The sequence below is a fragment of the Celeribacter halophilus genome (assembly GCF_018860305.1).
Taxonomy (GTDB): Bacteria; Pseudomonadota; Alphaproteobacteria; order Rhodobacterales; family Rhodobacteraceae; genus Celeribacter; species Celeribacter halophilus_A.
Genome location: NZ_JAHKPE010000006.1, coordinates 1 through 19,734, shown reverse-complemented (window position 1 = coordinate 19,734; position 19,734 = coordinate 1). Strand labels below are relative to the sequence as shown.

Annotated in this window: 17 protein-coding genes and 1 pseudogene; 4 read left to right on the top strand and 14 right to left on the bottom strand. The window is 55.5% G+C overall.

Annotated elements, in window-relative coordinates; all coding sequences use genetic code 11:
* Positions 1 to 2: 2 nt before the first annotated feature.
* The 3 genes from KO492_RS00340 to KO492_RS00330 form a co-directional block, all read right to left on the bottom strand.
* A complete protein-coding gene (locus KO492_RS00340; RefSeq protein ID WP_252735155.1) occupies positions 3 to 1,235 on the bottom strand; it encodes an arginine deiminase in 1,233 nt (410 codons plus the stop codon).
* Between the two features lie 24 nt (positions 1,236 to 1,259).
* The gene (arcD, locus tag KO492_RS00335; RefSeq protein ID WP_216043152.1) at positions 1,260 to 2,729 is read right to left on the bottom strand and encodes an arginine-ornithine antiporter; all 1,470 of its coding nucleotides are present in this window, start codon (positions 2,727 to 2,729) and stop codon (positions 1,260 to 1,262) included.
* 471 nt (positions 2,730 to 3,200) lie between these two features.
* Positions 3,201 to 3,833 (bottom strand): tyrosine-type recombinase/integrase, encoded by a 633-nt coding sequence (locus tag KO492_RS00330; protein ID WP_216043151.1) that lies wholly within the window; start codon positions 3,831 to 3,833, stop codon positions 3,201 to 3,203.
* A 339-nt stretch (positions 3,834 to 4,172) separates the two neighbouring features.
* Here KO492_RS00330 and KO492_RS00325 point away from each other — a divergent pair, with 339 nt between their 5' ends.
* Complete coding sequence (locus tag KO492_RS00325; RefSeq protein WP_216043150.1) at positions 4,173 to 4,616, top strand: GNAT family N-acetyltransferase; 444 nt, start codon at positions 4,173 to 4,175, stop codon at positions 4,614 to 4,616.
* On the opposite strand, the gene KO492_RS00320 is transcribed toward KO492_RS00325, so the two are convergent.
* Positions 4,613 to 5,035 carry a GFA family protein gene (locus KO492_RS00320; RefSeq protein WP_216043149.1) on the bottom strand — a complete coding sequence of 141 codons (423 nt, stop codon included), beginning with the start codon at positions 5,033 to 5,035 and terminating at the stop codon, positions 4,613 to 4,615. The two genes, KO492_RS00325 and KO492_RS00320, sit on opposite strands and share 4 nt — an antisense overlap.
* Before the next feature lie 52 nt (positions 5,036 to 5,087).
* On the opposite strand from KO492_RS00320, the gene KO492_RS00315 reads away from it, so the two are divergent.
* Entirely contained in the window at positions 5,088 to 5,567 is a 480-nt protein-coding gene (locus tag KO492_RS00315) for a hypothetical protein (protein ID WP_216043148.1), read from the top strand.
* A gap of 402 nt (positions 5,568 to 5,969) precedes the next feature.
* Here KO492_RS00315 and KO492_RS00310 read toward each other — a convergent pair whose 3' ends face one another.
* From KO492_RS00310 to KO492_RS00265, 10 genes are all read right to left on the bottom strand, one after another.
* Positions 5,970 to 6,821: a LysR family transcriptional regulator gene (locus KO492_RS00310; RefSeq protein WP_216043147.1), complete on the bottom strand. Its 852-nt coding sequence runs from the start codon at positions 6,819 to 6,821 to the stop codon at positions 5,970 to 5,972.
* Entirely contained in the window at positions 6,818 to 8,506 is a 1,689-nt protein-coding gene (locus KO492_RS00305) for an ABC transporter ATP-binding protein (protein WP_216043146.1), read from the bottom strand. The genes KO492_RS00310 and KO492_RS00305 overlap by 4 nt, the downstream gene beginning before the upstream one ends.
* Positions 8,506 to 9,330, bottom strand: coding sequence for an ABC transporter permease (locus tag KO492_RS00300; RefSeq protein ID WP_289847556.1), 825 nt, complete (start codon positions 9,328 to 9,330; stop codon positions 8,506 to 8,508). The genes KO492_RS00305 and KO492_RS00300 overlap by 1 nt, the downstream gene beginning before the upstream one ends.
* A gap of 31 nt (positions 9,331 to 9,361) precedes the next feature.
* Positions 9,362 to 10,348: an ABC transporter permease gene (locus tag KO492_RS00295; protein WP_252735154.1), complete on the bottom strand. Its 987-nt coding sequence runs from the start codon at positions 10,346 to 10,348 to the stop codon at positions 9,362 to 9,364.
* Positions 10,345 to 11,778, bottom strand: a complete 1,434-nt coding sequence (locus tag KO492_RS00290) for an ABC transporter substrate-binding protein (RefSeq protein WP_216043145.1) — start codon at positions 11,776 to 11,778, stop codon at positions 10,345 to 10,347. Before KO492_RS00290 ends, KO492_RS00295 begins: the two co-directional genes overlap by 4 nt.
* A gap of 197 nt (positions 11,779 to 11,975) precedes the next feature.
* Positions 11,976 to 12,440: a RidA family protein gene (locus tag KO492_RS00285; RefSeq protein WP_216043144.1), complete on the bottom strand. Its 465-nt coding sequence runs from the start codon at positions 12,438 to 12,440 to the stop codon at positions 11,976 to 11,978.
* The gene (locus KO492_RS00280; RefSeq protein ID WP_216043143.1) at positions 12,437 to 13,210 is read right to left on the bottom strand and encodes a maleate cis-trans isomerase family protein; all 774 of its coding nucleotides are present in this window, start codon (positions 13,208 to 13,210) and stop codon (positions 12,437 to 12,439) included. The genes KO492_RS00285 and KO492_RS00280 overlap by 4 nt, the downstream gene beginning before the upstream one ends.
* A complete protein-coding gene (locus KO492_RS00275) occupies positions 13,207 to 14,376 on the bottom strand; it encodes a trans-sulfuration enzyme family protein (protein ID WP_216043142.1) in 1,170 nt (389 codons plus the stop codon). Before KO492_RS00275 ends, KO492_RS00280 begins: the two co-directional genes overlap by 4 nt.
* Complete coding sequence (locus KO492_RS00270) at positions 14,373 to 16,085, bottom strand: hydantoinase B/oxoprolinase family protein (RefSeq protein WP_216043141.1); 1,713 nt, start codon at positions 16,083 to 16,085, stop codon at positions 14,373 to 14,375. The genes KO492_RS00275 and KO492_RS00270 overlap by 4 nt, the downstream gene beginning before the upstream one ends.
* A gap of 2 nt (positions 16,086 to 16,087) precedes the next feature.
* Positions 16,088 to 18,169, bottom strand: a complete 2,082-nt coding sequence (locus KO492_RS00265) for a hydantoinase/oxoprolinase family protein (RefSeq protein WP_216043140.1) — start codon at positions 18,167 to 18,169, stop codon at positions 16,088 to 16,090.
* A 154-nt stretch (positions 18,170 to 18,323) separates the two neighbouring features.
* Between KO492_RS00265 and KO492_RS00260 the strand changes: the two are divergent.
* Positions 18,324 to 18,692 (top strand): annotated as a pseudogene (locus KO492_RS00260) (aminotransferase class III-fold pyridoxal phosphate-dependent enzyme); the annotation flags it as partial.
* A 1-nt stretch (position 18,693) separates the two neighbouring features.
* Complete coding sequence (locus tag KO492_RS00255) at positions 18,694 to 19,164, top strand: aldehyde dehydrogenase family protein (RefSeq protein WP_216043138.1); 471 nt, start codon at positions 18,694 to 18,696, stop codon at positions 19,162 to 19,164.
* Positions 19,165 to 19,734: the final 570 nt, after the last annotated feature.

The window sequence follows — 19,734 nt, the reverse complement described above, 5'->3', positions numbered from 1 at the left end:
GATCAGAGTGCATCACGGATGGTCGGGCAGCTCATACAATGTCCGCCCCCTCGACCACGTCCAAGTTCGGCGCCGGGGATCGCCAGAACCTCAACTCCGACAGCTTTGAGCGCCGCGTTCGTATCGTCATTGCGATCATATCCCACGACCACACCGGGACGCAGGGCCAGCACATTATTGCCGTCATTCCACTGTTCTCGGGCGCGCTCTTCTTGCGTGTTGCCACCGGTTGGGACGATTTGTAGCGATTTGTATCCCAGAACTTCAGCGACGATATCGAAGATCGGTCGCGGGTCCTGACGGAAAGACAGTGGCGCGTCGCCCTCACCGGGCCGTATATCGTAACAGAGCAGTTCATCTGCCACTTCTTTAAAGGTCGTCACAACATCTCCGCCACACAGGGTAAAGATGGTGTCGAGATGCATCGCCGCACGTGATTTCGGGATGCGGAACGCCAACACACGCTCCACAACGCCTTTGGCAAAAAGTGCCTCGGCCAGTTGCCCGATCCCCTGAGGCGATGAGCGTTCTCCCATCCCCACAAGCACCGTGTTCTGACCCACCGGCATGATATCCCCGCCCTCCAGCGTGGCCAGACCGTGTTCCTTGGTCGGATCTCCCCAATGAATGTTGGCTTTGCCCGCGAATTTGGGGTGGTATTTGTAAATTGCAGTATTGAGCAGCGTTTCGGGCCGGCGTGCCTCCCAATGCATCGGGTTGACTGTCACACCGCCATAAATCCACGCTGAATTGTCGCGGGTAAACAATGCATTGGGCAAAGGTGGCAAGATAAGGCCGTAATGGCCGAGATAGCTCCCGAACAGGTTTTTGGGCACAAAAGGCAAATCATCTGCCGCCAAACCGCCCAGCAGATATTCCGCCAACTGCACACCGGGAAGTTCATCCATCCACGCGCGCAGTTCCGTCTGCATCCCAACGCCCACGTGATCCGGCGTCACCCGATGGTCCAACACATAGGCGCGCGCTTCCGGAAGATCGAGGGTCTCGGCCAGAAGGTCGTTGACGTCCAGAACCTCCACACCTTCGTCCCGCATCAGATTGGCGAAAACATCGTGGTCTTTTTGCGCCTGTTTTACCCAGAAAACGTCGTCAAACAAAAGATCCTGGCAGTTCGATGGCGTCAGTCGGCGATGCGCCAGACCCGGACGGCAGACAATCACCTGCCGCAGTTTTCCGGTTTCGGAGTGGACACCCAGTTTCATATTCGTTGTCATTTTATTGCTCCTAAATGTCCAACATCACAGGGCGCTGATCACGCCGGTCCACATCTCGTAAGCCGCGATGAGGGCTGCGATCACAATGCCGATGCCGATCCATGCTTCGATGCCCGAAAAAGCTTTCTCGCCGCGTTTGGCTCGCGCATACCAATAGACCGGCACACCTACGGCGTAGAGAATGGCGCACATCAAAAGGTATGCAGGTCCGGCAGCATAGACCAGCCATGCACCGTAAAGCGTAGCCAGTGCTCCGTTGAACAGGTCACGTCCGCGCCGCTCGCCTTCGCCATAGCCTTCACCGCTCAGTGCGAGTTTGAACGCATAGGCCCCGGACAGCACATAGGGCACCAGAATGGCAGTCGAGGCGATGTAGAACAGGGCAAGATAGGTCGAGTTGGAAAAGAGAGTCACAAACAAGAATAACTGGACGAAGATATTGGTGATCCATAGCGCACCGGCTGGCGAACCGTTTTTGTTCTCTGTCGCAAACACGGCAGGCAACATGCCTTCTTTGGCCGCACGATAGGGAATTTCAGCCGCAAACACAGTCCAGCTCAAGAATGCCCCGGCAACCGAAATTACAAGTCCGATGCGCACAACCACCGAGCCCCACGGACCGACTGCCTGTTCAAGCACATTGGCCATAGATGCCGCTGCCGGAAGCCCAGCCAGTTCTGTTTGGCTCATCAAGCCGAATGACAGAAGCGAGACCAGAAGATAGATGGATAGGGCAATCACAAAGCCGAGAATTGTCGCACGTCCGATATCAGCACGTTTCGCGGCACGCCCCGAGACGACACTGGCCCCTTCGATGCCGATAAAGACCCAAAGCGTGACCAGCATTGTGCTTTTAACCTGAGCAACAATACTTCCCAGTTCAGGTGTCTGCGTTCCCCAGAAGTCGAAACTGAATTTTGGCATGTTGAACGCAATCGCGACCAGCAGGATGAACAATGCAATCGGAGCCAGCTTGGCAATGGTCGTAACGACATTGATAATCGCCGCCTGCCGGATCCCCATCAGGACCAGTGCATGGGTGACCCAAAGAACTACAGATGCCCCGATGATCGCCTGCACCGTGTTCCCTTCCGCACCGAAGGCTGGATAGAAATAGCTCAACGCACCGAAGATCAGCACCACATAGGACACGTTGCCAAGCCATGCGCTAAGCCAGTAGCCCCATGCGCTATTGAACCCGACAAAATCACCGAAACCTGCGCGGGCATAGGCATAAGGCCCAGCATCCAGATGCGGCTTGCGGGTGGAGAGACCTTGATAGACGAAAGCCAGTGCCAGCATCCCGATGCCGGTGATCAACCATCCAATAATGACCGCCGCAGGAGAAGCGCCTTTGGCCATATTCTGCGGCAAGCTAAAAACACCGCCACCGATCATGGATCCCACAACCAACGCGACCAGCGGCACCAGACCTAACTTTTTGGAGGTTTTGGCCGGAGATGCTGGGGTTGGACTCGTTTCGTTCACACTCATAATCGTATTCCTTCGATCAGATATGACTTGCAAATGCCCCAAGGCATTTGCGTGAAATCTTTTATGGGCGGAGCATTTCATGGAGCGCGGCAGCGCCGTTACGCAGCATTTGCTGGGTCCATTTGGATTTCTACGAGCGCGACGCTAAGACTCGCGGCTGCATGACGGAATGATATGGATCAAACGTTGCATGATCACCTTGTTTCGCACATGAGTGCTGTGCATGAGCGATAATAATGCGAAAACAGCGCCTCTTTGTCAGGCGTTATTGCGTTTTGCTCAAATTGGCTTTGCTTCAAGAGGCCGAAAGAAAAATACCAACTCTATCGCGGGCAAAACTGAATATTCAGAATTTCTTCAAACGAAATTCTGCACAATGTGTCGAACGTCTGCTTCAGGGAAGTTGCCACGCAGCGGCTGGACATCTGGCCAACGGCGGCTCTGGGCCGTCTGTGACGACGGCCCATTGGTTTAGATTTCGATAGCTTCGGCGATAGCCAGGGCATCTTCAAGTTCAACGCCAAGGTATCTGACAGTGCTGTCCATCTTGGTGTGCCCCAACAGGAGTTGGACCGCACGTAAGTTGCCGGTTTTCTTGTAAATCTGCGTGACCTTTGTACGCCGCATCGAGTGCGTGCCATATGCGCTGGCTTCCAGACCTATGGACGTCACCCACTCACGGACAATTCGTGCGTACTGGCGGGTCGAGATATGAAGCCGTTCGTGAAATCGCCCGGGCCAGAGATATTCTGAACCAATCATGAGCGGCTCTCGCATCCACCGCGCCAGCGATGCTCGAGTGCCTTCAGAAATTTCGAAACGCACAGGTTTTTGCGTCTTGCTCTGCAGAACCGAAGCGCGCTCCTTGATTTGGCCTGACGCCATGATATCAACCACCTTCATCTTCACTAAGTCGCAACCGCGCAACTTGCTGTCGATGGCAAGATTGAAGAGGGCCAGATCGCGATGGTTTTCGGCCAGCTCCAGCCGCACCCTGATCGCCCAGACGTGTTTGGGCTTGAGCGGCCGTTTCTGGCCGACGATCCGGCCTTTGTTCCAGGCCGGGCGTAGTGCGCGGATAACGGGTAGGTTTGGTGTTTCCATGACGGATCCTCCGATCCACCACGCCCTCCACATCGACAACCCGACGTTGACAAAACATCATACCACATGATGCTGCGACGCATCCGAGGTCGGCTGTGAGCCCAAAGTGTTGGATGCGGCACGCTGCACGAATGTCCGCTGTTGTGAGGCCTCCCAAAAACCTCCAACAACCACTTAGGTTTTGAACAGGGTTTTTGGCAGCGTTATTTCGGATGATCTTTTGCATGTGCCAAAAAGGAGCGTTTTGGGCAAACCCTAAAGTCTACAATGCTTGATTAAAGAAACCTCTGCTGTAGATTTCTGTTTTGCTATGTCTGGTTGACCAAAGAGGATGCGATAGTGACAAAAATCAGAAAGGCCATGAATTCCGACGCCGAATCTGCGATCAACACTTTGCGTCGTTCAATTTCTGAATTGTGTGTTGCCGACCATGATGGTGACCCGCAGGAGATTGAATCTTGGCTTAGCAATAAAACAGTAGAGGCTTGGTCTAAGTGGATTGCAAGCGAGGACGCAACAGTCTTCGTCGCTGATAGAAATCAAATGGTTGTTGGCGTCGGTATGGTAAGTTTGCAGGGCGAAATCATGTTGAACTATGTCCATCCGGACGCACGTTTTTCGGGCGTCAGCAAAGCCATGTTGGCAGCAATGGAAGAAGAGCTACGCTCTCACAACATCAGCAGCTGCCATCTTGAAAGCACGGCGACAGCTCAAGAATTCTATGAAAACTATGGGTTCCTGAGGGACAAGGCGGATGCCTTGATCATGTCAAAAACGCTCTAGGTAGGGCTAAAACGTAAAATACCTGCGACCAGTGGTCCTGACGACGCATCAGACGGATGATTTACGCCGTCATACACAACAACCTCCGCAAAGTCGAACGGACTCACGCCTTCAAGGCAAGCAACATTGATACCAAACTGAGTGGGATTGGATCTGCGTTGATGGTGGGTGTAAATTCCACAAACTGGGCAGAAGTAGTGTTTGGCTGTTTTTGTATTAAATTCGTAGAGGGTTAAAGTGTCCTCGCCTTTCAAAAAATTGATACCGTCCAGTTCCGCCGAAACGGCTACTGCTCCTCGCATGCGGCAATAGGAACATGAACAGCGGCGAATAGTATTCAATCCGTCGGTGAGACGGACTTCAAACTGCACACGGCCGCAATGACATGATGCTAGATGTTTCTGTGAATCTGGTGCCATTTTGAATACTCCTTTTTCTACAGCTTTAGCTTCCACTTCCGATTAGGTCATCATGGGAAAATCTCAAATTGGCTTATTCCTGCAGTTCTTTGTCTTTACGCACTACTTCCAAAACTCACACTTTTTGAACGGTTTGCCAAAGCCGACATTAGCGCAGCCGCAACGAAATGGGGCTTTGTCCGCAGACTGTGAGTCCGCTGACCCTACGATTGCAGCACTGCAGCGAATGTCCCCTTCGGCGGGCCGCACCGCAGCGTGCCAAATGTGCGGCCAAGGTCGCCTTTGGGCCGTTCGCGGCAGCCCGACAGTCAGGGCGGAAACCGGGCCTTATCCAACCCGCCCCGGCGTGAATGTGTTTCATGTCGGCTGGCGGAGCTATGTCGAAAGAACCGTCCTGATGTCAAAAATGCGTTTTGTGTTGAGTGAATTCCCCGATCCCAAGCTTGAAGAGGCCGCGATTATACGGCGTCTAATGGCGTTCCAGATATTTCACAGCCCTGATCAAACGCGAGAACAAACAGCGTTTTTGTAAAAGGGCTCATCAAACGCCGGCGCGCAGCCTCTGCGCTGAAATAATTTCGCTCAACGGAAATGCGACCCTCGTGGCCAAAGAGAGACAGTTCCTTATACGAGAATTTCTAAGCAACTCCCGTCTCTTGTTCACGGATGATGATGATACCTGGCGCCGTATCCATGTGCAGACGGAAAGACATTTCGTTGATGGTGATACGAGAGCGGTTGTCTACTATGCCTCCAGCGCACTGCCAACAGGATCATCTTTTTGGGAGAGCGATGGCGTTTGAAAAGATCGCGTCGCGCCATGAAAATCTCGTTCTTTATTCAAAGACAATCATCATGAACGCGGAAAATAATGCAACAAAACCTCGGGAGCATCGAGAGACGCGGCTAAAAACCTAGATGCTCGGCCCCAGCATTAGGCATTAGGCATTATTCGCTTTAACCCCTCGACCGCGATCTCGATCCGCTCATGGTTAACCGCCTCGACCTGTCGCACCAGATAGCAAGGCCGTGCGAGTTCAGGGGCATTAGAGACTCTGTGGAGACTGCCATCGTCCAAATAATTCGCAACCGACCGATAAGGTAAATAAGCACATCCCTCACCCTGCAGTAGATACTGTAACGCGATGTCACCATGGCCGACATTGAACTGTGACATCTGCAATTGTGGCAGCTTATCGAGATGATCCTCGCGATAGCCATAGCTCCAGTCGATATGCACATAGTTCTGATTGTTACACTCTGAAAGATCGCACGGGACAGATGAAACGAGAACCAGAGAATCGACCATCAGTTCATCAATCTTTAGACCGGGTAGCGCGCGGGGCATGTGCGTTACTGCCAGATCCAGTACCCCTTGGCGAACATATTCGGTCAGCCGTTCGGAATAATCGGCCTCGACCCTCAGCTTGAAGCCGGGGTGGTTTTGCCGCATCCAAATCATCCAGCTCGGCATGAAGGTGCGCCAGATTGTGATATGCACGCCTATCCCGATGGAACCGTCATAAACACTGCTTTGTCGGATCTCGGACCGGCCTTGTTGCCACAGTTGCAGCATAGAGGCGGCATAACGATGAAATTGCAGGCCGGCTGCGGTCAGCGTCACGCCTGTCGGGCCGCGATCGAACAGCCGACAATCCAGACTGTCCTCCAGAACTTTGATGCGGGCGCTGACCGTCGATTGGGTGACGTTCATCTGTTCCGCGACTCGGCTGAAATTGCCAAGGCGCGACAACTCCAGAAAAGTCCTGACGGCGTCGATATTCATAGATCTGCAGTTGTCCCGGTCGGTGTGGCGTCGACGCCCATCTTACGTTGTATCGCGGCCTCTAGCCAACCGATTTCAATCGTCGGGACAGAAGCCAGAAGCTCACGCGTATAGTCATCCATCGGAGGCATCAGAACCTTGTCCTTTGGGCCGAAGCGCACGACCCGGCCGTGATGCATCACTGCGACATCATCAGCGATGGCACGTACCGTCTCAATATCGTGGGTGATAAATAAGAAGGCCACGCCGGTGTCATCCTGCAGGGTCTTAAGTAGACGAAGAATGTCTTCGGCCACCAAGGGATCGAGCGCCGATGTCACCTCATCGCAAATAATCAGATCAGGCTGGGCGGCCAAGGCACGGGCGATGCAGATCCGCTGTTTCTGCCCGCCTGACAACTCGGCCGGATAGCGGTCAAGGAAGCTGTCGTTCAATTCGATCAGGCGCAATAGATCTCGAACTCGATCATCAAGAGCCTTGCCACGGAGGCCGAAATAGAATTTCAGCGGCCGTCCAATTATGCGCCGGACAGTATGGCGCGGATTGATCGCAGTGTCGGCCATCTGGTAAATCATCTGCAAACGTCGGCGAATATTCTTATTGCGACTGGCTAGGTCGCCAGTCAGCGCTTGCCCTTGAAACAGGACCTTGCCCTTTATCGGCGGCAGCAGGCCAGTCACCACACGCGCTAGCGTCGATTTACCTGATCCAGATTCTCCTACGATGGCCAGCGTGCGCCCCTTGTCCAGCTGCATCGACACATCATGCAGCACCTTCAATAAATTCCCGCCATAGGCTGCGTCAACATTTTCGATCTGCAAAACTGTCTCTCCCCTTGACGCGGATCGTACAGGGTTGACCTTGGCACGGACCGAGACCAGCTCTTTAGTGTATTTCTCACGTGGAGCGTGGATGATCTGCTCCGTACTGCCATATTCAACGGCCTTACCATGGCGAAGAACGAGGATATCATCTGCCATCTGCGCGACAACCGCTAGATCGTGGGTGATATACAGCGCTGCTGCCCCCGCATGGGCAATGGCCCTCTTCATCGAGGCCAACACCTCAAGCTGAGTAGTCACGTCTAGAGCCGTGGTGGGTTCGTCAAAAACGATCAAGTCGGGTTTTGGACACAGTGCCATCGCCGTCATTGCGCGCTGCAATTGCCCTCCCGAGACTTGATGTGGAAAGCGCTTTCCAAAATTTTGCGGGTCGGGCAACTGTAGTTCGGTGAATAGCTTGACTGCATATTCCAATGCCTCGTCACGGGACATCATGCCGTGGTTAAGCGCGGATTCGATCACTTGATCTGCCAAGCGTATGCTGGGATTGAACGCCGCAGCAGCAGATTGCGCGACATAAGTAACGCGCTGCCCACGCAACTTGCGAATAGCTTCGGAGCCATAGGTCAGTATATTATCGCCGGTCAGCAGGACCTCGCCACCGATGATTCGGCAGGCCCCGCGCCCATATGCCATGCTGGCAAGGCCAATTGTCGATTTGCCTGCGCCGGATTCGCCAATCAGGCCCAGAACCTTGCCCCGTTCCAGCGTGAAGTCGACGCCGTGAACGATAGTCTTGTCGATCAGTTCGCCATTCTCTCCCTCGGTCCGAACTGCGATCAGCAGGTTGCGGACGTCCAGCACCGGATGCGTATCATTGCTTTCAATCGGTTTCTGGTTCATCAGTCGCGTCCTCCTTTGAGGCTTGATGTACGGTTCAGCACGCTGTCGACGACAAGATTGACGCTGATCGTCAGCAACGCAATGGCAGCAGCTGGCAACAGCGCGGCAGGGATGCCAAACCCAATACCACTACTGTTCTCGCGTACCATGCTGCCCCAATCAGCCTGTGGCGGCTGGATTCCCAGGCCAAGGAAGCTGAGGCTGCTGAGAAACAGAACCGCAAAGGCGAAGCGCAAACCCAGTTCCGCCATCAGAGGCGAAAGCGCATTCGGCAACACCTCGGCAAAGATCACCCATAGTGTTCCCTCGCCACGCAACCGAGCGGCCTCGACATAATCGTTCACAGCAATATCGACCGCAACGGATCGCGACAGGCGGAAGACCCGGGTGCTGTCCAGAATGGCCATCACAAAGATTAGATTGGTGACGTTCACATCAAGTGTGGACAGGACCACCAGCGCAAAAATCAAGGTCGGGATCGACATCATCAGGTCGTTAAACCGGCTGAGCGTTTGGTCGGTCCAGCCCTTTACCGTGGCCGCCACGAAGCCAAATAGCGATCCGAAAGTGAATGAAAGAATCGTTGCCATACCGGCCACGAAGAATGTCGCTCGCGCTCCGTAGAGCATGCGGGACAGGAAATCTCGGCCCAGCTGATCGGTACCCAGCCAGAACTGAGATGACATCGGCTCCCACGTGCCGCCGACGATATCGTTCTCGCCATAGGGCGCGATCCAAGGGGCAAAAATAGCCCCTATCAGCATCAGCGTCAGAATGGTCGCCCCGATCCAGGCGCCATAACTGAATTGTCTGAGGCTTTTCATGAGATGTCCTTTCAATTGTGGTGACAATGGGTCACCTTGGGTGACGCAGGCGCGGGTTTGCGACAATCGCCAGGATATCGGCGATCAGGTTCAGGATGATATAGGTAGCGGCAAAGATGAGCCCGACTGCTTGCACGACTGGCACGTCGCGCTTGGCCACGTGATCGACTAGCAATTGCCCCATGCCGGGATAGGCAAACACGACCTCAACCACGACAACACCGACGATCAGATAGGCCAAGTTCAAGACTACGACGGTGATGATGGGTGAGATGGCGTTGGGCAGGACATGGCGCGTTAGGATATGTCTTCGCTTGAGGCCTTTCAGTTCTGCCGTCTCCACATAGGGGCTGGAGATCACGCTGATAAGTGCGGCGCGGGTCATGCGCATCATATGTGCGATCACCACTAGTGCCAGCGTAACGCAGGGAAGGATCAGCGAGATTAACCGCTCGCCCACACCCATACCTTTGTAAACGATAGCATCGGACGGCAATACGCCTAGCCAGATGGAAAACACCATAATCAACACATAGCCGATGAAATACTCGGGCAGCGATATCGTTGCCAGCGTGCTGAAGGATATCACCCGGTCGACCCAGCTATCGCGATAGAGAACGGCCAAAAGACCCAGAACAATCGCTGTCGGGACCGAGACCAGGGCAGCCAGCCCAGCCAGCAGCATCGTGTTCGCAAAACGTCCAGAAATCATCTCGGCAATATCCTGCCCGCCGGACAGCGACGTGCCCAAATCCCCATGCAAGATCCCCCACAGCCAGGAGAGATACCTACGAGGTGCCGGTTGGTCGAGGCCAAGTTCTGTACGCAGGTTGGCTAGCGCCTCGGGCGTGGCCGACTGTCCAAGTATGTTCTGCGCGACGTCGCCGGGCAGCAGCTCGACGCCAATAAAGATCAGAAGCGACATCGCCAGCAATAACCCAAGGCTGATGGCCATACGTTGCAGGGTCAGACGGATCAAAGGATTACCAGAAGTCCTACCCATCCAAGCAGTGGTCATAACGATGTTCCCAGCCAACAGCGGATCGGCGCAAAATAATTGGACAGCGGTCCTGACGTGTCCTTAATATAACCACCTACCTCGTCCGAAACTGCGTCGATGAAATCATTGAACATTGGAATGATCACCCCTCCTTCATTGCGAACCATCAGTGCCATGTCTTTAAAAAGCTTCTGGCGCTTGACCGGGTCAGCTTCGATCCGAGCCGCCAATACTAAATCATCGAAATCAGGGCGCGACCAATGTGTCTCGTTCCAGGGCAAGCCGCTCATGTAGGCGGTGGAATATATGTGGTCCTGCACGGGACGCGAGGTCCAGTAGGATGCGGAGAAAGGAACCTTGTTCCAGACATCACTCCAATAGCCGTCGGCGGGCACTCGCTGCACGTCGATCTCTATGCCAGCCCTGGCCGCCGAGGCCTGAAACAGAACCGCTGCATCGACTGCACCGGCAAAGGCAGCGTCAGAGACATGCAGTGTCACCGGGCCCTTATGCCCAGATTTCACAAAGTGGCGGCGGGCCAGCTCGGGGTCGTATCCACGCTGCTCGATCTCTTCGGGCGCCATCGGATATGTCGCGTTGATCGGATAGTCATTCCCTACAGTGCCATAACCTTGCAGAATCCGCTCGACTAGCTCAGAACGATCAATGGCATACTTCATCGCCAGTCGCAGATCTGCATTATCAAAGGGTGCGATATCCGTCCGCATCGAAAAGGTGTAGTGCCCGCCGCCTTGGGTGTTCTCGACCGAAACCTTACCCACCCTTTCCAGAAGTTTGGCGGTCTTAGGATCGACTTGGTTGATCATGTGGACGCGGCCTGAACGCAGGGCCGACAATCGTGCCGTGTCATCGTTGATGATCATCATCTCGATTCGGTCTACATGACCTACATCCTCGCGCCAATGGCCTAAGACTTTTTCGCTGACATACTTGATGCCGGCTTCAACTGAGACCACGCGGTAGGGCCCAGTGCCTATCCCGGCATCGGGCTTATCGACACCACCGCCGGGTTGAATGATGAGGTGGTAATCCGACAGCAATAAGGGGAGGTCCAGGTTGCCTGATTTCAGTCTCACGACCACCTTGCCCGGCCCATCAGCATCTATGCTAGCAATATCGCCAAGCGCGCCAAGTGCTGCAGACTGACTTTTTTCATCGGAATGCCGACGCAGTGTCTTGACCACATCCTCCGAGGTCATCGGCTGGCCGTTATGAAACGTCACACCTTGGCGTAGAGTAAAGGTCCAGATTTTGGCAGCTTCGTCTGCCTCCCAGGTTTCGGCTAGAACCGGAACAGGCGACTTATCGACCGGATCCGGTTCTACCAACGTCTCACCCCAGGTCTTGCCAAAGGTCGGCATGGCATGCCCAGTCCAAGTGGCCGGGTCCAGTCGGTCAGTCACGCTGCCTGTGATACCCAGACTCAATATACCTCCCTTAACCGGAGTTTGAGCCAAAGCCGATTTTGTGGATAGGCTCGGCATGAGAAAACCGGCGCCGACCAAGGCTAGTCCAGATTTCATAAACTTCCGGCGCCCGATTACATCTGGTCGGTCTATTACTGTGGTCATGAGGCTCTTTGGCATCTTTTAATTCCCTGTTGTCTTGCTTTGCTTTTTTTCGATTACGTTATGATCTGGGCCACCATGTCAATTTCAACGGCAGCATTGCCCGGCAGGCTGGCGACTCCAATGGCGGATCGGGCATGTCGACCACCATCGCCAAGGGCGGTGGCCAACAACCGCGACGCTCCGTCAGCAACGGCGGAATGGTCCGCAAAACCGGGCGCCGCGCTGACGAAAACAGTTAACTTTGCGATTCGTAGAACGCGGTCTAGATCACCGGCCGCCGCCCGCAGCGCACCGAGTAAACGAAGCGCACAAAGCTGGGCGGCCTGTTGGCCTTGAACCAGTGTCAGCTCATTTCCGACCTGGCCCGTGAACTGTAATTCACTGCCAATCTTGGGCGTCTGCCCAGCGATATGAACAAGGCTACCAGTCACCGTCCAAGGCAGGTAATCCGCCGCCGGTTCGGGAGGAGGAGGCAGGGTTAACCCCATTTCGGCCAGTATCTGCGCAGCGCAGGTCATGCAACAAGGCCTTGCCGGGTGAAGAGGCGTCCGCCCTTAGTGATGCCGGTCGTCGGCAGGCCCATCCGGGTCAGGCAGACGAACATTTGCGCCTGGTTACTGGTGATGACCGGCTTGCCCAGTGCGGCCTCAATCGCTGGCACTGCTTCTAGCGCACGGTAGTCGGTACACGAGATTACAATTGCCTCAGCATCAGGATGATCGACCCGTAGCGCCATATCATAGGCGTCTTGCGGCGTCAGCGCGTTCTGGCCGAGACTAGACAGTTCTTCCTTGAAACCCAGCTCGCTGACTACCTCAATCCCGCTTTCTCGGATAAAGGAGACGGACTCGGCGCTAAGCGCGGCAACATAGGGCGAGGTAAAGGCCACCCGGCGCGCTCCGATGCTATTCACCGCCTCGATCAGAGCTCCCGCGGCGGTTATCGAAGGTACGCCGGCCTTTTCCTCCAATTCATCGCAGAACTGGCGATCATAGACGGGTCCTTCGGATAGGGTGGCCGAAGTGCAGCCATAGATAACCATATCCACGCGCGCATCAATCAGCAACGTAACGCATTGATCCAGCGATTCGCGGGCGAAACGGCGCATGAGCGCCGAATCTGGGATCGCATTCACATTGTAGCCACCACTACGCACTGCGTGCAGCGTCACCCCACTGGGGGCCAACATCGCGCAATCTGGTTCGAAATTGGTATTCGAGGATGGAACGATCAGCCCGACGCGGATACTACGTGGTGCAAAATCGATGGCAGTGGATCGAATATTCATGCGCGCTTCTCCTCTTGCGTGATCACGACTTCAAGGGCCTGACCAAGATCGCCGATCAGATCGTCAATATTCTCCAGCCCGACTGAAATACGCAGAAGGTCGCGCGGAGTGGGACTGTCAGGGCCTTCCATGCCGGCGCGGTGCTCGATCACCGTTTCGGTGCTTCCGAACGAAATTGCTTGCCGGATGACGCCGACTCGCGCAGCCACGGCCTTCGCAGCAGTCTCGCCGCCCGCAACACAAAAAGACAACATTCCACCGAAACCGCCAGCCATCTGTCGCAGAGCGATATCATGACCGGCATGCGAGGGCAGACCTGGATAGAGCACCTCGACCACCGCCGGATGGTTTTCAAGAAACTTGGCGATTTTCAGAGCCGAGGCCGACTGCGCGCGCACCCGCAGGGCAAGTGTTCGCATCCCACGCAGCAGCAGCCAGGCCTCAAAGCTGCCCAGAATGGCGCCATAATGGTTCCGCTGAGTTTTCATATCAGCCAGAAGGTCCTCTCGCCCTGGCGCGACCACGGCAGCGCCGGCGATCAAATCGCCATGTCCGTTCAGATATTTGCTTCCGGAATGCAGGACGAGGTCGGCACCGTGACGGATCGGCTGTGTCAGGATCGGAGTCGAGACGGTATTGTCGATACCGACGATCGCCTCGGCCTTGTGCGCCACATTCACGATCGCTGCGATATCGCTGACCGTCCAAGTGGGATTGCTAGGGGTTTCCATCCAGACAATTTTCGTTTTGCCGGGAATGATCGCGGCCTCGATTGTGGCAGGAGTGTAGTCGGGCAAATAGCTGACCTCCAGCCCCCAGCGCTTACCGTGATGCTCGAGCCAGTCGCGCAACCCTGAATAGACCTGGACTGGCAAGATCACGTGATCTCCTGGCATCAGTCGCTGGAACACCGCCGTGATTGCCGCCATACCCGAGGAAAACAGCAAGCAGCCTGCGCCGCCCTCCAGCGCGTTGATCAGTGCTTCGGCCTGCAAATAGCTGGGGTTGTCGTCGCGCGTGAATTTACGCCCAGTGCGGTCCAGATGCGCCGGATCGCGCAGAAAGGAGGTCGATGGCCGCAATGGGGCGGCCATGGCGTCTGTTTCACGGTCAATCCAGCCAAGGGCTGTCGCGGCCAGCGTGTCGGGGTGTTGGTCGTTGGTCATGCCCCCACCTCGCTTTGCGCGCGAACGCCGCTGAAAGAATAGCTGCCATCTGCTTCGACACGAATGCCGTAATCGGCTTCTGCACTTTCCGGGCTGACAAGACCCGCCAGCACATCGCAAACCACATCAGCAGGTTCACGCTTGATCGGGCTGCCATAGCCTGCGCCGCCAGGGGTCAACATGATCAGGCGCTGATCACCAGGGATGATCTGCTCACCCTTGGGGTTCAGTCGGGTCCCGTCAGATAGCATCAACACTCCGGCCGCGCCATCGCACCCGCCTTCACGACCACGTGCCGGGTGGTTGATCCGGTCAAGCGCAGCGAAAAGCGAGATTGGCGCATCCTCGCTGCTGGACAGTTCCAGCACCTGGCCAAGGCCTCCGCGCTGTCGGCCTGGTCCGCCCGAGTCCTGACGGTATTCGCGCTTCCAGATGATCAGCGGCGAAACACTTTCTGTGATCTCTACCAGCGACCCCATCACCCCGCTGGGGAAAGCCGTAGCTGACAACCCGTCTTTGGTCGGGCGCGCACCGGTGCCACCGTTATGGACCAGTTCGGTCGCAAAACGGGTTTTGTCCTGAACCGCGTTGACAGCATAGCCCCCACGCAGAGGAAGATCCCACAAGCAGCAAGCACCTTCAGCCGGCGCAAGACCCGCGCGGGCTTTGTGCAGGCAACCGAAGACCACATCAGGCAACAGTTGACCGACAACGTGACGCATAGCTACCGGCACTGGATATTGCGCGTTGACGATGGTGTTTTTCGGGGCGGTAATTTTCAGCGGCTCCAGTGAGCCAGCGTTGTTCGGGATGTCCGGCGCGATCGCGCATTTCAGCGCAAAGCAGGAATAGGCGCTGGCATAGTTCAGGGGGCAGTTGATTCCTTTTTCTGAAAGGCCCGATGTGCCAGTATAATCAACCGTGATCTCGCCGTCCTTGATGGTCATCAATGCCTCAAGATCCAGTGGCCGGTCATAGCCGTCGATGCGCATGGTGTTGTGATACACGCCTTCAGGTAGGGCGCGGATCAGCTCGTTGGTGCGAGAGCGCGATGTGTCGATGATGTAGTTCGCGATATCCTCAAGCGAAGTAATTCCAACATCAGCCATGCATTCTGACAGGCGACGACTGCCGCATTCGACGCAGGCCATCAGAGCATAAAGATCGCCTTCGACCTCAATCGGTACCCGACTATTGGCCTTGAGTATGCGAATGAAGTTAGTGTCCAGGCGCCCAGCATCGACCAGTTTGAAGATCGGCACGAACAAACCTTCGTCCAACACGTCGCTCCCATCAGGACCGAAGCCCAGACCTCCTAGGTCCGCGAGATGGCTGGTACAAGAGGTAAAGCCGATCAGCTCGCCGTTGTGGAAGCAGGGACGGACCAGCATGAAGTCATTCAGGTGGCCGGCCGCCTTCCAGGGATCATTGGTCAGATAGATGTCTTCAGGGTGCATATCCTCAAGCGGGAACTCGTTGAGGAAGAAGCTGACTGATTCCGCCATCGTATTGACATGGCCGGGCGTGCCCGTAACCGCCTGAGCAATCATCCGCCCCTTGATATCGAAGATTCCGGCAGAAAGGTCCCCCGATTCCCGAACAATCGGGTTAAAGGCGGTACGCATCAGTGTCTGAGCCTGCTCCTCAACGATGGCGATTAGCCGGTTCCACAGGATTTGGCGTTCGATTTCGTTCAACTCGCGGGCCATAATCATACCTTTTCAAGCACGAGGTTAGATTTGCTGTCGATCCGGCCGGTGAAGGCAGCGGAAACGAAAGTCGTAGTCTGCGGTTCGGCCACCAGGGCCGGACCCTGGAAGCTTGCGCCCGCAGGCAGATCGGGGCGCCAGAAGATTGGCACCTCGCGGTAGTCGTGATCCGCCGGTATGAATACCGGGCGCTTGCCGATGGGCGCGGCCTCCGTCGCCAGAACGTTAACCTGCCTCTTCTCGGCCGGTTCTTGCCGGGTCGAGACCACGATGGACCAAGATAGGATCTCGATATCGCGTTCTGGGATTGTGCGGCCGAAAAGGTGGGTATAGCCGGCTTCATAATCGGCCTTTATCTGCGCCAAGCTCTGCTCGGTCAGCTTGCCTGATGGGACTGGCACCTGAATTTCATGTCCCTGACCGACATAACGCATATATGCGGTGCGGGTCTCGACCAGTATACTATCCGGCTCGCCGCCAAGGACGATGCCTTGCGCTTCGGCGGTAATCTCGTCCAGTACAGCATTGGCGCCGTCAAGATCGAAAAGGTCCAATGTCATGTAGCGGCTGCGCACCACCTCATAAGAGATGGGAGCGCGCAGGAAGCCTACGGCCGAACCGACACTGCAATTTGCGGGCACCACGACACGGCCCACGCCCAGCTTTTCAGCCATGCGCACCGCATGCAGTGGCCCTCCTCCGCCGAAAGCAATCATCGTATAACGCGACAGGTCCGCGCCATGTTCGACCGAATGGATGCGAGCGGCATTGGCCATATTTTCCTCGACCATTTCGGTGATGCCAAACGCAGCTTCGGACATGCTGACAGCCAGCGGCTCACCGACATCTCCGTTGATCGCGGTCTTGGCCGCTCCGACATTCAGATGCATCCGCCCTTCTGCAAAGGTTTCAGGGTCGATACGGCCCAGCACGACGTTGGCGTCGGTCACTGTCGGCTTGACGCCGCCCTTGCCGTAGCAGGCGGCACCCGGCACCGAACCCGCGCTTTCGGGCCCGATGGCCAACCGGCGCATACTGTCAACATTGGCGATGGACCCACCGCCGGCACCGATCTCGATCATCTCGACCACCGGAATGCGCACTGGCATGCCACTGCCCTTCTGGAACCGCGCGGCGCGGGCGATTTCAAAGTTCCGCGCAGTCTGGGGCAGGTAATCCTCAATCAGGCAGATCTTTGCCGTGGTGCCGCCCATATCAAAGGACAAGACGCGGTTTTCTTCTAGACTGGCTGCAATACGGCTGGCCAGTACCGCCCCACCGCTAGGGCCAGACTCCACCAATCTTATCGGATAGCGGATCGCGGCCTCCAGCGTGGTCATGCCTCCGCCCGAGGTCATCAAGAATAGCGGGCACACGAAGCCATTGTCGGATAACGTCTTTTCCAGCGCTCGCAGGTAGCGGGCCATGATAGGTTGGACATATGAATTGCAGACCGTGGTCATGAAGCGCTCGTATTCGCGCACCTCGGGACAGACATCCGAGGACAGCGTAATCTCGGCTGTGCAACCGGCGTCGATCAACAGATCACGCACTGTCTTTTCGTGGGCCGGGTTCGCATAGGAATGCAGTAAACCGACGGCTACCGCCTCGACGCCTTGCCGGTTCAGCTCGGCCGCCAGCTCGGTGACACGAGCGCGGTCCAGCGGCAGTAGCACTTTGCCGCGTACATCCATCCGTTCGGTCACGGTAAAGCGCAGCCCGCGCGGGATCAGCGATAGAGGCTTTTCCAGCTGCAGGTCGAACTGGTCGTAGCGCGCCTCGTAAGCGATATCGAGACTGTCGCGGAAACCTTCGGTCGTGATCAGCGCGGTCTTAGCACCCTTGCGCTCGATCAGCGCATTGGTGGCCAAAGTGGTGCCATGAACGAAGATGTCGATGTCACCGGAAGCCAGCCCCGACTGTTCGAGGACGATGGCCACACCCGCCATGATGCCCCGTTCAGGCTGTTCGATATCCGTGGGTACCTTTGCCGTGAACATGCCTACGGGTGTTTCCAGAACGACATCTGTGAAAGTCCCGCCAATATCCGCTGCCAGGCGTGTCTTGGTCTTTGCTTTGGCCATTATTGTTAAACTCCGTTTTCCTTAGATAGCAAGGTATCGCGAGCGAGTTTCTGGCGGAAACGAAACGTTTTTTTTACACTATCGAAAATTTCGATAATTGCGCCTTGTCCAACGAATGCGACGGACTTTTGATCAACTCGAATGGCTGTTCCTTAACCTGCTGGCGATTGCTGCAGCTAATGCTGTGCTTGATGTGATTGAGGAAGAAGCGCTCTGTGATCGAGTCAATGTGCTTGGCGAAAAGCGACTTGAGGCGCTGAAAGCCGACGTGCCGGAAATCGCCGAAGTGCGCGGACCGGGCTTTATGGTGGCGGCTGAATTCTGCCATGCCGACGGCACACCAGCACCAGAGCTAACTAATACAATCCGTGAAGAAGCGCTTGCCCGTGGCCTGCTTCTGCTGACTTGCGGCGTCTATGGCAACGTCATCCGCTTCCTTGCGCCGATCACGATTGAAGACGAGGTTTTCGCTGAAGCTCTTGATATTCTTGAGGCGGCGATCAAAGCGGCAAAAGGGCATTGACATGCGAACTCTGAATGATCCGATCCTTCTGGAAACCCGCGCCTATGTGAATGGCGTGTGGGTGGACGGAGAAAAGACCTTTGACGTTGAAAATCCGGCTACGGGCGAGGTGATCGCCCGTGTGCCGGACCTGAGCGCCGAAGATGTAAGAAAAGCCATTGATGCCGCTCATGATGCGAAACGTGGCTGGGCGCAGGCGGATGTAGAAACCCGTTCAACCACCTTGCGTAAGCTCTTCGAATTGATGGTGGAGAACGCGGACGACCTAGCAACAATTCTGACTGCGGAAATGGGCAAGCTCTGGACCGAGGCGCGCGGTGAAATCCTTTACGGCGCATCTTATGTCGAGTGGTTTTCGAAAGAAGCCAAGCGGGGCTATAGTGACATGATCCCCGGACCGCAAAACCAGACGCGCAATGCCGCCAGGCATGACGCGAGATTGAACCCGATCAGCCGGAGAGAGCATGAATAAACTATCTGATTTCTGTCACTGGGCTCCAATATAACAATTTTATAGTCGTATCCTATTGGCCCATTGCTACTATGAAGTAGTTAGCCCAAAAAATATTGTGCGAAAAACCAAAGTTCAATTTCGTCAACTCAGCAGCATTTTGACCAACCTCTAGGATCTTGGCGATTTGAAAAACCAAGGAAACAAGGACACTCAGCGGCAAAAACATCAAGTTTCATTCAACTGAACCAATTTGCCTGCCTCAAAGCCTGCACAATTCGAGCGCATTCTAGTTTGCGAAAATTTAAACGCGCTTTTAAACGTATTTTATTGTTTAGTATCATTAGCTTGACTCAAAATCCGCACTGTGGTTTTGGAGCGCCGAAAGATTCGTTCAGGCCTTCCGGAAGCCATAGTTGAGCGGGTCCTGATTTGTGTGTTTTCTCGTGAGTGAGCCTCGGCTGACATGATCTGACTGCCAGACCAGATATGCCGATCTCAGCTGTCGCCCGCCACGCGCCCAGCTCTCCGCTGAAACCGGTGATCAACAGGACACAGTCCTGATCATCGTGTGCGTCCTACCCTTATCCA

What these genes read in the sequence shown, in the direction of transcription:
- KO492_RS00340 (WP_252735155.1), bottom strand. Translation starts at nt 1,235, where the DNA reads ATGACAACGAATATGAAACTGGGTGTCCACTCCGAAACCGGAAAACTG.
- arcD (WP_216043152.1), bottom strand. Translation starts at nt 2,729, where the DNA reads ATGAGTGTGAACGAAACGAGTCCAACCCCAGCATCTCCGGCCAAAACC.
- KO492_RS00330 (WP_216043151.1), bottom strand. Translation starts at nt 3,833, where the DNA reads ATGGAAACACCAAACCTACCCGTTATCCGCGCACTACGCCCGGCCTGG.
- KO492_RS00320 (WP_216043149.1), bottom strand. Translation starts at nt 5,035, where the DNA reads ATGGCACCAGATTCACAGAAACATCTAGCATCATGTCATTGCGGCCGT.
- KO492_RS00315 (WP_216043148.1), top strand. Translation starts at nt 5,088, where the DNA reads ATGGGAAAATCTCAAATTGGCTTATTCCTGCAGTTCTTTGTCTTTACG.
- KO492_RS00310 (WP_216043147.1), bottom strand. Translation starts at nt 6,821, where the DNA reads ATGAATATCGACGCCGTCAGGACTTTTCTGGAGTTGTCGCGCCTTGGC.
- KO492_RS00305 (WP_216043146.1), bottom strand. Translation starts at nt 8,506, where the DNA reads ATGAACCAGAAACCGATTGAAAGCAATGATACGCATCCGGTGCTGGAC.
- KO492_RS00300 (WP_289847556.1), bottom strand. Translation starts at nt 9,330, where the DNA reads ATGAAAAGCCTCAGACAATTCAGTTATGGCGCCTGGATCGGGGCGACC.
- KO492_RS00295 (WP_252735154.1), bottom strand. Translation starts at nt 10,348, where the DNA reads ATGACCACTGCTTGGATGGGTAGGACTTCTGGTAATCCTTTGATCCGT.
- KO492_RS00285 (WP_216043144.1), bottom strand. Translation starts at nt 12,440, where the DNA reads ATGACCTGCGCTGCGCAGATACTGGCCGAAATGGGGTTAACCCTGCCT.
- KO492_RS00280 (WP_216043143.1), bottom strand. Translation starts at nt 13,210, where the DNA reads ATGAATATTCGATCCACTGCCATCGATTTTGCACCACGTAGTATCCGC.
- KO492_RS00275 (WP_216043142.1), bottom strand. Translation starts at nt 14,376, where the DNA reads ATGACCAACGACCAACACCCCGACACGCTGGCCGCGACAGCCCTTGGC.
- KO492_RS00270 (WP_216043141.1), bottom strand. Translation starts at nt 16,085, where the DNA reads ATGGCCCGCGAGTTGAACGAAATCGAACGCCAAATCCTGTGGAACCGG.
- KO492_RS00265 (WP_216043140.1), bottom strand. Translation starts at nt 18,169, where the DNA reads ATGGCCAAAGCAAAGACCAAGACACGCCTGGCAGCGGATATTGGCGGG.
- KO492_RS00255 (WP_216043138.1), top strand. Translation starts at nt 18,694, where the DNA reads ATGCGAACTCTGAATGATCCGATCCTTCTGGAAACCCGCGCCTATGTG.